11 protein-coding genes are annotated in these 13,446 nt (G+C 39.0%); 6 read left to right on the forward strand and 5 right to left on the reverse strand.

Annotation, left to right across the window (positions count from 1 at the left end; genetic code table 11):
• Positions 1–43 precede the first annotated feature (43 nt).
• The 3 genes from folP to rlmE form a co-directional block, all read right to left on the reverse strand.
• Complete coding sequence (gene folP / locus AC1M85_RS10755; RefSeq protein ID WP_488213057.1) at positions 44–898, reverse strand: dihydropteroate synthase; 855 nt, start codon at positions 896–898, stop codon at positions 44–46.
• 104 nt (positions 899–1,002) lie between these two features.
• Positions 1,003–2,892 (reverse strand): ATP-dependent zinc metalloprotease FtsH, encoded by a 1,890-nt coding sequence (gene ftsH, locus AC1M85_RS10760; protein WP_035266907.1) that lies wholly within the window; start codon positions 2,890–2,892, stop codon positions 1,003–1,005.
• 137 nt (positions 2,893–3,029) lie between these two features.
• Complete coding sequence (gene rlmE / locus AC1M85_RS10765; protein ID WP_035266905.1) at positions 3,030–3,680, reverse strand: 23S rRNA (uridine(2552)-2'-O)-methyltransferase RlmE; 651 nt, start codon at positions 3,678–3,680, stop codon at positions 3,030–3,032.
• Positions 3,681–3,876: 196 nt separating this feature from the next.
• On the opposite strand from rlmE, the gene yhbY reads away from it, so the two are divergent.
• The 5 genes from yhbY to greA all read left to right on the forward strand — a co-directional run bounded on the left by yhbY (position 3,877) and on the right by greA (position 10,519).
• On the forward strand, positions 3,877–4,200 hold the full coding sequence (gene yhbY / locus AC1M85_RS10770) for a ribosome assembly RNA-binding protein YhbY (protein ID WP_035266903.1): 324 nt from the start codon (positions 3,877–3,879) through the stop codon (positions 4,198–4,200).
• A gap of 15 nt (positions 4,201–4,215) precedes the next feature.
• Positions 4,216–4,752 carry a DOMON-like domain-containing protein gene (locus AC1M85_RS10775; RefSeq protein WP_180028122.1) on the forward strand — a complete coding sequence of 179 codons (537 nt, stop codon included), beginning with the start codon at positions 4,216–4,218 and terminating at the stop codon, positions 4,750–4,752.
• A gap of 805 nt (positions 4,753–5,557) precedes the next feature.
• Positions 5,558–6,700: a glutamine-hydrolyzing carbamoyl-phosphate synthase small subunit gene (gene carA / locus AC1M85_RS10780; RefSeq protein ID WP_035266900.1), complete on the forward strand. Its 1,143-nt coding sequence runs from the start codon at positions 5,558–5,560 to the stop codon at positions 6,698–6,700.
• 14 nt (positions 6,701–6,714) lie between these two features.
• Entirely contained in the window at positions 6,715–9,948 is a 3,234-nt protein-coding gene (gene carB, locus AC1M85_RS10785) for a carbamoyl-phosphate synthase large subunit (RefSeq protein ID WP_488213058.1), read from the forward strand.
• A 94-nt stretch (positions 9,949–10,042) separates the two neighbouring features.
• Positions 10,043–10,519, forward strand: a complete 477-nt coding sequence (gene greA, locus AC1M85_RS10790) for a transcription elongation factor GreA (RefSeq protein WP_035266896.1) — start codon at positions 10,043–10,045, stop codon at positions 10,517–10,519.
• Positions 10,520–10,563: 44 nt separating this feature from the next.
• On the opposite strand, the gene AC1M85_RS10795 is transcribed toward greA, so the two are convergent.
• A complete protein-coding gene (locus tag AC1M85_RS10795; RefSeq protein WP_092765925.1) occupies positions 10,564–11,187 on the reverse strand; it encodes an FMN-binding negative transcriptional regulator in 624 nt (207 codons plus the stop codon).
• 104 nt (positions 11,188–11,291) lie between these two features.
• On the opposite strand from AC1M85_RS10795, the gene AC1M85_RS10800 reads away from it, so the two are divergent.
• The gene (locus tag AC1M85_RS10800) at positions 11,292–11,921 is read left to right on the forward strand and encodes a CatB-related O-acetyltransferase (RefSeq protein WP_488213059.1); all 630 of its coding nucleotides are present in this window, start codon (positions 11,292–11,294) and stop codon (positions 11,919–11,921) included.
• On the opposite strand, the gene AC1M85_RS10805 is transcribed toward AC1M85_RS10800, so the two are convergent.
• Positions 11,918–13,150, reverse strand: a complete 1,233-nt coding sequence (locus AC1M85_RS10805; protein ID WP_481951774.1) for a hypothetical protein — start codon at positions 13,148–13,150, stop codon at positions 11,918–11,920. The genes AC1M85_RS10800 and AC1M85_RS10805 overlap by 4 nt on opposite strands.
• Positions 13,151–13,446 lie beyond the last annotated feature (296 nt).

Here is a 13,446-nt window from a genome sequence, read left to right on the forward strand (position 1 = left end):
TATTTTCATTGATGATTTTAACCGTCTTAAATCTGCCTTTAATTTAACTAACACTATTCATTGCTGCCCAAATTTGAATAGCTTGCACCATTTCTTTTACATCATGTGCTCTGACCATACATGCTCCTTGCTGTATGCTTAACAGATGCCCCGTCACCGAACCCACTGCACGTTCATGGGCAGGTACACCACCTAAAGCTTCACCAATAAATCGCTTACGAGATAATGCAGAAAGTATTGGATATCCCAACTCATTTAATTTATACAACTCTTTTAATAATTTCAGGTTTTGATGTGCATTTTTTGCAAATCCGAAACCCGGATCAATCATGATATTTTCAGGTTTAATTCCCGCATTTAATGCTGCATCTAATCGAGTTTGCAATTCTGAAATCACATCTAAAGTAATATCATCATATTGATCCAACTGGTTCATTGTGGTTGGCTCACCACGCATATGCATGATAATGACTGGAATATCTAATTCCGCAGCTGTTTCTAAAGCATGTGGCTTTGTTAATGCTCTGACATCATTCCAAATATGCGCTCCAGCTTTAACCGCCTTTTTAATCACTTCTGGTTGGGAAGTGTCGATTGAGATCACTACATTCAATTTTGACAACGCTTCAACGACCGGAACTACACGATCTACTTCATCCTGAACATCAACAGCAGATGCGCCAGGGCGAGTTGACTCACCACCTACATCAATAACACTCGCCCCTTCAGCAATCATTTGCTTTGCTCTCTCTAGTGCCGCCTCTACACTATTGTGTTTACCACCATCACTAAACGAATCTGGCGTTACATTTAACACACCCATTACATGAGGCTTTGACAAATCAAGTTCCAATGCACCACATTTAAGAATCTGATTAGGTAAAGAGATAAGTTGCATATTGATGTCCCTAGAAAATCCATTCACATGATATCAAGTAAAATTTAAACATGAGGGATAATTTCAACACAAAAAAAAAGAGCCTCATAAGAGGCTCCTTCATTTTAGCTTGCAGGCAACGGTGGAGGCGTTGAAGGACCATCTGTAGGGGTTACATCTACGATTGGATTCTCAGCCACATATACCTTAGGTGGTTGAGGTTCACGACCTTCCATAATGTCACGGATTTGATCACGATCAATCGTTTCCCACTCAAGCAAAGCTTTTACCATCGCATGGGCAATATCTTTATTATTTTCTAAGATATCACGTGCAACTTTGTACTGCTCATCTAGGATACGGCGAATTTCACGATCAACTTCAAGTTGAGTCGTTTCAGAAATAGTACGACCACCTAGACTACCCATAAATGACTGTTGAGCATCTTCTTCATAAACCATGACACCCATCTTGTCAGACATACCGTACTTAGTCACCATTGCACGCGCCATTTTTGTTGCACGTTCAAAGTCGTTAGAAGCCCCAGTCGACATCTGATTAATGAAAATTTCTTCTGCAATACGACCACCAAACAGAATAGAAAGCTCATTCAACATTTTGTCTTTGTAATGACTGGTTTGATCAAACTCTGGAAGCTGCCAAGTTACACCTAATGCCCAACCACGTGGCATGATCGTGACTTTATGTACTGGGTCTGTGCCTGGAAGCATTTCAGCTACAATCGCATGACCTGCTTCATGATAAGCCGTTGCGCGACGCTCTTCTTCACGAAGAACCATTGATTTACGCTCTGGCCCCATATAAAGCTTATCTTTTGCATCTTCAAAGTCATGCATATCGACCGTATTTTTATTACGACGTGCAGCAAATAACGCAGCTTCATTGACTAAGTTTGCCAATTGCGCACCAGAGAACCCTGGAGTACCACGTGCCAATACTTTGACATCCACACCAGTCACTGAAGGTAATTTTTTCAAATGCACATTCAGGATTTGCTCACGACCTTTAATATCTGGAAGTCCAACCATCACTTGACGGTCGAAACGTCCCGGACGAAGTAAAGCTTTATCTAGCACGTCAGCACGGTTAGTCGCAGCAATAACGATGATACCTTCATTACCTTCGAAACCATCCATTTCTACCAACATCTGGTTCAAGGTTTGTTCACGCTCATCATGACCACCGCCAGTACCTGAACCACGATGACGACCTACCGCATCAATTTCATCAATGAAAATGATACACGGCGCATGGCGTTTCGCTTGCTCAAACATATCACGTACACGTGATGCACCAACACCAACGAACATTTCTACGAAGTCTGAACCTGAGATACTAAAGAATGGAACCTTAGCCTCTCCAGCAATCGCTTTCGCAAGTAAAGTTTTACCTGTACCCGGTGGACCTACCATCAGGACACCGCGAGGAATGCTCGCACCAAGACGCTTAAACTTTGTTGGATCTTTCAAGAAATCAACAATTTCAACGACTTCTTGTTTCGCTTCGTCACAACCCGCAACATCTGTGAAAGTGACTTTGATTTGGTCTTCTGAAAGCATTTTTGCTTTTGACTTACCAAAACTCATCGGGCCGTTTTTACCACCAGCACCGCCACCCATGTTGCGCATAAAGAACATGAATAACAAAATGATTAAAAGTACTGGAAAGCTTGCGATCAAAAGCTGCATCAATAAACCTTGACGTTGCGGAGCAGTGCCCTCAACAACGACATTATTTTTGATGAGATTCGGCATTAACTCAGGATCTTGAACCGCAGGACGAATACTCTCAAATGGAGAACCATTTACTTTTTCGCCACTAATTCGTTCACCGTCAATGGTAACTTGTTTAATTTGACCAGCATTAACCGCTGCAACAAATTCTGAATAGTTCAATGCAGCAGGCTTATCACGGTCACTAATGTTGCTGAAAATTAATATCAGCACACCAAGTATAACAAGCCATAAAACGGCATTCTTAAAGAGATCGCTCAAAGCTTTATTCCCATATCAATCTAATTTGATCATGCCCAAAATTGGGTGACCTTTAACAAAAAGCGAGTAAATCAATTTCGCAATAAAATATTCAAAAGGTACAAAATGCACATTTTTTAGCGACTTGGCAAGTCACTTTATTGCGATTTCTTTTTACGGCCCTGTCCAATTAAAAAAACTTCCTTCGAACGAGCACGCGAGGCAGCAGGCTTTGCAGTTTTTAATACTTCAAAACTGTCTACAACTTCCTTACGGAATTCGTCAAAACCAGTTCCTTGGAAAACTTTGACAACAAACTGTCCTTTCGGACCTAAAACTTTATTGGCAAAGTCTAATGCAAGTTCACACAAATAAATTTGTCGAGGTTGATCAACGGCCTTATTACCTGATGTATTGGGGGCCATATCTGAAATTACAACGTCTACAGTTCGTCCATTTAAAATATTTAACAATTTTTCGAAAACTTCCTCTTCTCGAAAGTCTCCTTGCAGGAACGTCACATCTGGAAGTGCATCCATTTCCAAAATATCTGATGCAATCACTAAACCTTTATCACCCACTAATTTTCCGGCGATTTGGGACCAACTACCAGGTGCAGCACCAAGGTCCACGACAGTCATACCAGGTTTAATGATTTTGTATTTCTCTTGGATTTCAAGCAATTTATATGCAGCACGCGCACGATAACCTTCCTTTTGTGCTTTTTTCACAAACGGGTCATCTAAATGCTCTCTCATCCACGCACGACTACTTTTGGATAACTTCTGATTGGTAATGCGTGTTGCCATAACTCTTTAAATACACGTAATCTTCTAACTTTTTATTGTACGTGAATTTTATCCCCCTTGCAGTATTCATCTGTATCTAATTCAAGATTATCGTTTATGTTTTTTTGATTTAAGTTGATCGATTATTTCTGAGAAACATAAGCGTTTGATCTCTTGATTTGCTATACTAAGTCGTTTTTAAAATTAGGTTATCTTTATGGCGGCTTTATCAATTCAGGAACGCAAACGTTTGCGTCAAATCGGACATGCACTTAACCCAGTGGTAATGTTAGGTGGTCAAGGTTTAACTGAAAATGTCATTGAAGAAACTCAACGTGCTTTAAATGATCATGAGTTAATTAAAGTAAAAATTGGCGGTGAAGATCGTGATGCTCGTGCAGCAGTCATTACTGAAATCGCCGAAGTCACTGGTGCAGAGGTTGTTCAAACCATTGGAAAGATTGCACTTTTATATAAGAAAGCGGCAAAACAAAATCCTAAACTTTCGAATCTTGTTCGCCACGCACATCTTTCTAATTAATTTGAGTTGCATTGAATGGCAAGTTACGAACTAAATTCTTTTGACCGTTACTTTGATATCTCCTTGGTTGGTGCAATTGAACAAGCGAGTCCATACACACTAAATGTGGGCTATTGGTTACGTGACCCAAATCAATACTTAGTTTATCCGGAAATTGTAGCTGGTCATCCACGACGAGATTTTCTTTGGGAAGAAACCTGCTTTGAAATTTTCATTGGGGTGAAAGATCAGGACTTTTATCGTGAAGTCAATCTCTCCCCTTCTCAAGCTTGGCAAGCGTATCAATTTGAAGAGTATCGTTACCCTGAAGATATGCCACCTCAAGCAGCTTATGACATAGAACTGAATTCACTCAAAAAGACGCACTATGGTTTAAATGTGAGCCTTGATCTAACGGAGTTTATGTTAAAACATAAATTGAAATGGCAGGATATTTTTATTGGCTTATCCGCTGTATTAAACACATCGCAAGCTAAACATTATTATGCGATGCAGCATAGTAGTCCTGAAGCTGACTTCCATAACAAGCGCGATTGGTTGCATCAGTTTTAAAAAAAATAGTGAGATTTAATCTCACTATTTTTTTACCCCAATATTTAAGTTCTATAGTTGTAGACTCTTCCGACCTCTTTTAGAGTTAAGTTTTATACAGCTGATCTCAACGTGTTATATCTAGTTATATTTGTAATTCCTGTTATTCATTTCTAATTTCAAAATTGTCCTTAATCACTTGAACAGCCAAATCTGCTCTTAAATATTTCTTCACAAACACCGAAGTAGCGTCAAATCTCTTTAAATTCGATCTCGGTTTAATTTTTAAAACCCAGCATGCTAACTACCAATTTCATCTTTGAATAATTGAACCAACGCTTTTAACAAGCAATTCAATATTTACCTCTATTTTCCATATTTAATCAGTCCTTTCTAAAATACTGGTAAATTGACCTAATCAGTACTTTTTTCGAACTTTTAGGAAGCATTTGGAGCAACTTCAACATTTGTTCTATTTAACAAATCAGCTTTTTGGAAGCTTTGTTATTCTGTTTCATAAACTTAGCTTATTAATTGTAAGTCTACATAAATTTTGATACATCGTGATAAAACTTAACTTTTGAATTATTAAATAATTCTTACATTCTTAGACTTTTGTCCAAAGTTTAAAAAGCAGACTTTTAAACAAATTACAAGGTATATATCTGACGAATTCAGGTTTATTTACGTGGACTTTATCAAGGTGTTTGCGTATAATGCCGTGTTAAGTTCAAGCGAGCAGATGTAAGGAGGGTGGGTTTTAAAGTAGCCTTCCTTTTTTTTCGTCTACTCGCTTTTTTACAGCCTAAATTTCAGGAGCTTTGGTTTGAGCACCCCAGCAATTTTAGCCCTTGCCGATGGTACGATCTTTAAAGGAACGTCAATCGGTGCATCGGGTAGTACGACTGGTGAAGTCGTTTTCAACACTGCCATGACTGGCTATCAAGAAATTTTGACTGACCCAAGTTATGCACAACAGCTTGTTACGCTTACCTATCCACACATTGGTAACACAGGTTGTAATGATGAAGACGCTGAGTCAGGTCGAATTCATAAAGTATGGGCAAACGGATTGATCATTCGTGACCTACCTTTATTGCACAGCAACTTCCGATCTACGCAATCTTTAGGCGAATACTTAAAATCTCACAATGTTGTCGCTATCGCTGACATTGATACACGTAAACTGACACGTATTTTACGTGCTAAAGGTGCACAAAACGGTTGTATCTTAGCTGGTGAAAATATTACAGAAGAAGAAGCTTTAGAAAAAGCTCGTGCATTCGGCGGTCTGAATGGTTTAGACCTTGCGAAAGAATGCTGTGATCCAAACGGTTTCGAATGGACTGAAGGTTCTTGGAAATTAGGTCAAGGTTTCTCCCAACCAGAAGCAAAATTTCATGTTGTCGCATATGATTACGGTGTCAAAACCAACATCTTACGTATGCTCGCAGACCGCGGTTGTAAATTAACTGTTGTGCCTGCACAAACTCCTGCTGAAAAAGTTCTTGCTCTAAATCCAGATGGCGTATTCTTATCGAATGGTCCTGGCGATCCTGCAGCATGTGACTATGCAATTGAAGCTGTAAAAACAATTGTTGAAGATGCTCGTAACGTACCTGTATTTGGTATTTGTTTGGGTCACCAAATTCTTGCTCTCGCTTCTGGCGCTAAAACGGTGAAAATGCCTCATGGTCACCATGGTGCTAACCATCCTGTACAAAACATCGAAGATGGTACAGTGATGATTACTTCTCAAAACCATGGCTTCGCAGTGGATGCAGAAACTTTACCTGCAAACCTTAAAGCGACGCACAAATCATTATTCGATCAAACTCTTCAAGGGATTCATCGTACAGATAAGCCTGCGTTTAGTTTCCAAGGTCACCCAGAAGCAAGCCCAGGTCCACATGACTGCGCACCTTTGTTCGATCATTTCATCGAACTTATTGAAGCATCTAAGAAGTAATTGAGGAGCAAATAATGCCAAAGCGTACGGATATTAAAAGCATCTTAATTATTGGTGCTGGTCCAATTGTTATCGGTCAGGCGTGTGAGTTTGACTACTCAGGCGCACAAGCATGTAAAGCATTACGTGAAGAAGGTTACCGTGTAATTCTGGTAAACTCTAACCCTGCAACGATCATGACTGACCCTGCAATGGCAGATGCAACGTATATCGAGCCAATCACTTGGCAAACTGTTGCAGCGATCATTGAGAAAGAACGCCCAGACGCAGTTCTTCCAACAATGGGTGGTCAAACTGCATTGAACTGTGCCCTTGCCCTTGATGAGCATGGCATTTTAGAAAAATTCAATGTTGAATTGATTGGTGCAACGAAAGAAGCGATCGAAAAAGCGGAAGACCGTAAACTTTTCGACCAAGCAATGCGTAAAATTGGTCTTGAATGTCCAAAAGCAGCAATCGCTGAATCGATGGAAGAAGCTCTAGAAATTCAAGCACGTTTCGGCTTCCCAGTGATTATCCGTCCATCATTCACCATGGGTGGTTCAGGCGGTGGTATCGCATACAACAAAGAAGAATTCCTTGAAATCTGTGAACGCGGTTTCGATCTTTCTCCGACCAAACAATTATTGATCGATGAATCTTTAATTGGTTGGAAAGAATATGAGATGGAAGTTGTTCGTGACAAAAACGACAACTGTATCATCGTCTGTTCGATTGAAAACTTTGACCCAATGGGCGTACACACAGGTGACTCAATCACTGTTGCACCTGCACAAACATTAACAGATAAAGAATATCAGTTAATGCGTAATGCATCTTTAGCAGTGTTACGTGAGATTGGTGTAGAAACAGGTGGTTCTAACGTACAGTTTGGTATTTGTCCAAATACTGGCCGTATGGTTGTGATCGAGATGAACCCACGTGTATCTCGTTCTTCTGCATTGGCTTCAAAAGCAACTGGTTTCCCTATTGCGAAAATCGCTGCGAAATTAGCGGTTGGTTATACCCTTGATGAGCTTAAAAACGACATCACTGGCGGTACAACTCCAGCATCTTTCGAACCTGCGATTGACTACGTTGTAACTAAAGTTCCACGTTTCAACTTTGAGAAATTCCCACAAGCTGACGCAACTTTAACCACACAGATGAAATCTGTTGGTGAAGTGATGGCGATTGGTCGTAACTTCCAAGAGTCTATGAACAAAGCACTTCGTGGTCTTGAAGTGGGTGCAACTGGCTTTGATGAAAAAATCGAAGTGGGTGCTGAAGGCGCGCGTGAGAAAATCTTACAAGAACTTCGTGTTCCGGGTCCTGAGCGTATTTGGTATGTTGCTGATGCATTCCGTCACGGCTTTACATTAGAAGATGTATTCCAAGCGACTAAGATCGACAAATGGTTCTTGATCCAAATCGAAGACATCATCAAAACAGAAAACCAAATCAAAACTTTAGGTTTTGGCGATCTAAATGCGGACAACATCCGTTCATTTAAACGTAAAGGTTTATCTGACCTTCGTATTGCGAACTTGATGGGTATTTCACAAAAACAATTCCGTAAACACCGTTGGAACTTGGGCGTAACGCCAGTTTACAAACGTGTAGATACATGTGCTGCTGAGTTTGAATCAGACACAGCCTATATGTATTCAACTTACGATGAAGAGTGTGAATCTAATCCGTCTACCAAAGACAAGATCATGGTCATCGGTGGTGGTCCTAACCGTATTGGTCAAGGTATCGAATTCGATTACTGCTGTGTACACGCGGCGCTTGCAATGCGTGAAGACGGTTATGAAACAATCATGGTGAACTGTAACCCAGAAACGGTTTCTACTGACTATGACACATCTGATCGCCTGTACTTCGAACCAATTACACTTGAAGATGTGTTAGAAATCGTACGTATTGAGAAGCCAAAAGGCATCATCGTACAGTACGGTGGTCAAACACCACTTAAATTGGCTCGTGCTTTAGAAGAAGCTGGTGCACCAATTATTGGTACATCTCCTGATGCGATTGACCGTGCAGAAGACCGTGAACGTTTCCAACAAATGATTCAACGTCTGCAACTTCGTCAACCAAACAACAGCATTGTAAAATCTGCTGAAGAAGGTATGGCTGAAGCAGCGAAAGTTGGCTATCCACTTGTAGTACGTCCATCATATGTACTTGGTGGTCGCGCGATGGAAATCGTATACAACGATGAAGAGTTACGTCGCTATTTACGTGATGCTGTTCAAGCTTCTAACGATGCCCCTGTTCTTCTTGACCGCTTCCTAGACGACGCGATCGAAGTTGACGTAGACTGCGTATCTGACGGTAAAGACGTGGTGATCGGCGGTATCATGCAGCACATCGAACAAGCAGGTATCCACTCAGGTGACTCTGCATGTTCGATCCCTCCTTACTCTCTTTCTAAAGAGATTCAGGACGAAATGCGCCGTCAAACTATCGCGATGGCGAAAGAGCTTGGTGTTGTTGGTTTAATGAACGTACAGTTTGCTGTTAAAGGCGAAGACGTTTACATCTTAGAAGTGAACCCACGTGCATCACGTACAGTTCCATTTGTATCTAAGTGTATCGGTGAGTCTTTAGCGAAAGTCGCTGCACGTTGTATGGCGGGTCAATCTTTAGAATCTCAAGGATTCACTACAGAGATTATCCCTGAGCACTTCTCTGTTAAAGAAGCAGTGTTCCCATTCAACAAGTTCCCTGGTGTTGATCCAATCCTTGGGCCTGAGATGAAATCTACAGGTGAAGTAATGGGTGTTGGTAAAACATTTGGTGAAGCGTTCTATAAAGCTGTATTAGGTGCAAATGAGCGTTTACCAGGTCTTCCAACGGAAGGTGAAGTTAAACATGCGTTCATCTCTGTACGTGATTCTGATAAACCGCGTGCAGCTGGTATTGCAAAACAACTTGCTGACTTTGGCTTCAAAATACTTGCTACTGGTGGCACTTACGATGTCATCAAAGCGGCTGGTATTGAATGTGAACGTGTAAATAAAGTGACTGAAGGTCGTCCAAATATTGTGGACCGCTTGAAAAATGGCGAAATACACCTCATTATCAATACAACAGAAGGTAAACAAGCTCAGCAGGATTCGTTCTCAATCCGCCGTTCTGCACTTCAAGGTAAGGTCTATCATACGACTACCCTTAATGGTGCAGATGCAGTTTGCCAAGCTTTAGCAATCAAATTGCCAATGGATGTATATCGTTTGCAAGACTTACAAACAGTAGGTTAATACACTACCAAGAAGTCCCGCCACCTCTTGGTGGCGGGCTTTTTTTCATTTATAGACTTAGTATTTTTCATACTTACTTTTTTGAGGGACAACTATGCAACGTTATCCTATGACACCTCAAGGCAAAGAAGCGCTTGAGAAAGAATTACACCAACTTAAAACGGTAGATCGTCCTCGTATTACAGCAGCGATTGCTGAAGCGCGTGAACACGGAGATCTCAAAGAAAACGCGGAATACCACGCTGCACGTGAGCAACAAGGTTTCTGTGAAGGCCGTATCCAAGATATCGAAGGAAAATTGGGTGCTGCACAAGTGATTGACGTTAAAGAACTTGAGCAAAATGGACGCGTTGTTTTTGGCGTGACTGTCACAATTGAAAATTTGGATACTGAAGAACGTAAAACGTATCAAATTGTTGGTGACGACGAAGCAGATTTTAAAATTAACAAAATATCTGTGAATTCTCCTATCGCTCGTGGTCTTTTGGGTAAAAATGAAGGCGATGAAGTTAAAATTACGACACCTCAAGGTGAAGTTGAATACGAAATTGTGAGCGTAGAATATCTCTAATTCTTGATATTTTAGGCTATAAACCCCTCTGATGAGGGGTTTTTTTATACTCTTTTTAATTGATTCATTGTTTTTGCTAGATGCACTTTTCCAGCTTCATGAATCTTCGTAATAACATTACGAAAATCTTTTTCCTCTCTATTTTGACTTAGTTTTGATTTAGCGATGATTCTTTCAATTTTAATTTCAAATACAACCAAATGGTTGAGCATTTCCATCAAGTAATCTTTAGGTGCATCTGCCATTTTCCAAGCATTTTTACCATTCGTGATACGTTCATGTTGTTGAGTGAGTTGACCTAATACTGCAAGTTTAGTTTTCTGATCATGAAAAAACTGAATTTCACCATTAATGTGTACAACTTGATAATTCCAAGTAGGTACTTTTTTGTGATCTTCAAATTTTGAAGGATAATAATTCGGTGAAATATAAGCATCTTCTGCTTTAAAGATACATAGTATTTGGTTATTCAAAATCGAATGATTGAATAGTGCATTCTGTAATGAAACATGTCCTCTCAATGTTTGTTCATCAACTAATATGAGCGGGATATGTTCAGCAATTAACCCTGTTTGGGTCTGTGCGACCAAAGATGCAAGAGGATACTCCTTTATTATTCTATATATTTCTTCAGGTCTATCTTCTCTAAATTCTGTTTCAACAAACATAGCTTTTCCGTTCTTCTAATGCTCAATGAATATAAAAGTTTTCATTCAGGATGTAAGTTTTAATTGGTATATAATGCCCTAAAATCTTCTCCTTTTATTTCATCATGTCTGAAAAGTTGATCAACTCGCCTGTCAATCATTGGTGTGAGTTCGAATTTATTTCTAAAACGGTAAAAAATCCGAATATCCATATCAAAGGCAATTATAGTTATTACTCAGCCTATTGGGATCAAGGTTTTGAGCGTTGTGTGGTGCGTTACCTACATGACAAACCTTCCACACCTGAAAAACCCATCGATCAGCTTTATATTGGCAATTTTGTCTGCTTTGGCGCTGAGTGTGTCATCATGATGGGTGGAAATCAGTTACACCGTACCGACTGGATTTCAGCATTTCCTTTTGATACGCGTAGTTTTGTGCCTGCTGGCGACACGATCATTGGTGATGGTTGTTGGATTGGTAGTCGTGCCATGATTATGCAAGGGGTAAAACTTGGTGAAGGTGCAGTCGTTGCTACAGGTGCAGTCGTGACCAAAGATGTACCGCCTTATGCTGTAGTCGGTGGTGTACCTGCTAAAATTATTAAATACCGTTTCCCTGAACAAGATATTAAAAAATTGCTTTCTCTTAAGCTATATGACTTAGATGAAAAGCAGTTTTTAAAAATGCGTGAACAGTTGCAGACGGATGATGTTTCAAGGTTAATTAACTATTATACTCAACATACTAATTAACCATCATTTACTTTTTTTCCAAAATTAAATATTGAAAATGATCTGCTTGCATGTTGAGTATGTGAAACAGGATTTAATTTAAATGCTTCTAGATTGGTATCTAGCAATTTAATTTTCAGTTCATCAGCTCCTTGGACACCAAGTTGTTCCAATTGTTCAATTTCAGCTCTGTAGCGCTCATAGGATTTAGCTAATGACTCTTTATGTGAATACTCTTGCTCAAGTCTAGAAAATCTATTTAAGTTTACATTCGCTATCGTTGCAATCCATATCAGAGGTGCATTAATAGTTACTTTAAACAACAAGGTATGCAGTTCCATATTTTTAAAATCATCAGCATCAAAAAGCCAAAGATTAAAGCCAAACATACATAAAACCGTTACCACAAAAACAACCAAACTTATTAGACGAGCTGTATTTGCTTCTTTTCGTTTGGCAACAAACCCACCTGCCAACCCTGCTTCGCTCGATAAATCAATCGTAGCTTTAGCTCTAGTTTCTATATCTTTTAAATTTTCCAACCTATTATCTAATTCTTGTTTTAAAGATGGTATTTGTTTTTCTGTGTCCCCATAGACTCTTGAATAAAATTGATCTATTTTCTGCAAACGATCATCAATTAATTTACTTTTAATATCTCCATCTTCATCTTCAGTAAAATATTCATCCCACATTTCCTCCAATTTCTTTATTTTGGATTCCATTTCTTCAAATAAGTTTTCTCCATCAGCATTGTACTCTTCAAAAAGATTAGTATATTTTTCTTCTATTTCTTTTATTTTTGATGAAAGTTGATCTACTAGTACTTTTTGATTTTCATCTGCTTCAAATAACTCATTATATTTATCTAGAATTTCCTGCTTAGAATTTTCAATCTCCTCGATGCTTTCATCAGATATTAACTCCACTATACGATCGTATGAAGAAACACCCTGCTCATCTACTGCTAGTTTTCCTTCTATTTCTTTTATAGTTTCCAAACACGCTTGTATTTTTTCTTTGACTTTTAATGTTTCATCACAAGCTTCTGCCAACCTCTGCTGATTGCTTCTAATTTTATCCAATTCATCTTGAAGTAATTTACCAACTGTAAAAGATCTATTATTTAAATCCCTTAAATCTGCACGTAATGAATATTTAGACCCTAGAGAATCATTTAACTCACTCAACTCCTTTAGCATATGTTTCAGACGAGCTTCATCTTTGCTTCTTATCTCAAATATCCCCATATTTTTAATGCCTTATTAAAATCTAATTATTAGGTTAATTATTACACAAATATTATTTAAGCCATAAAAAAAACCTCTCAATCGGAGTTGGTTTTTTTAGAATATGGAGTCTAAATTAAGACTAATACTTTTTTAATTCTAAACATCAACTCCATACTCTATAGAGATGTTACGCCCCCTTAATTACATCTCTACCCATCACAATATTTTCAAATTGATCTTTTTATGATTCAGTTAATCAAATTTCATTCTTCATAGTTCGTTACCATCTTATATCTCTAAAATTTTCAGATAAT

Source organism: Acinetobacter sp. 24-47-64, assembly GCF_057737055.1.